This is a genomic window from Falsiroseomonas sp. (genome assembly GCF_051860665.1).
Taxonomy (GTDB): domain Bacteria; phylum Pseudomonadota; class Alphaproteobacteria; order Acetobacterales; family Acetobacteraceae; genus Falsiroseomonas.
In genome coordinates this window covers 1-598 of record NZ_JBHYDM010000063.1, presented here as the reverse complement: position 1 = coordinate 598, position 598 = coordinate 1, and the positions used below count along the sequence as shown (strand labels likewise).

Sequence of the window (598 nt, the reverse complement as noted above, 5' to 3'; positions counted from 1 at the left end):
CGCCGCACTGGCGGCGCTGGACCGGCGAGGCGCACCGCTGCCTCGTGCCGTTCACCTCGTTCTCCGAATACGACACCGACGCGAGTGGCAAGAAGCAGCCCGTCTGGTTCGCCCTCGACGAGAGCCGCCCGCTCGCCGCCTTCGCGGGTCTCTGGACAACGTGGACCTCGGTGCGCCGCAAGGCCGAGGGCGAGGTGACCGCCGACGTCTACGGCTTCCTCACCTGCGAGCCCAACGCCGAGGTCGGCGCCGTCCACCCGAAGGCGATGCCGGTGATCCTGACCACCGACGAGGAGATCGACGCGTGGATGCGCGCCCCCTGGTCGGAAGCCCGCACCCTGCAGCGCCCGCTGCCCGACGGGGCCCTCACCATCGTCGCCCGCGGCGCCAAGGAGGACGGCGCCGTGCAGGACGTAGCCCCGCCGAAGATCGAAGCCCCGGACCCGGCACCGGCCGCGCCGCAACGGCAGCTCAAGCTGTTCTGATCGCCCGCGCCACGCCGCACCGTCCTTGCGCGCCGTCGGGAAACCGCTGCACTATGTCATCCCGTAATACGGGCGCCGGCGGAAGACCGGTGGGGCACAACAAGCGGGAGGCT

Annotated in this window: 1 protein-coding gene; it reads left to right on the top strand. The window is 71.9% G+C overall.

The genetic code is table 11. The features are described 5' to 3' along the window. A partial coding sequence (locus ACTIF1_RS26460) for an SOS response-associated peptidase family protein (RefSeq protein WP_439599465.1) occupies positions 1-485 on the top strand: 485 nt, incomplete at its 5' end. Positions 486-598 lie beyond the last annotated feature (113 nt).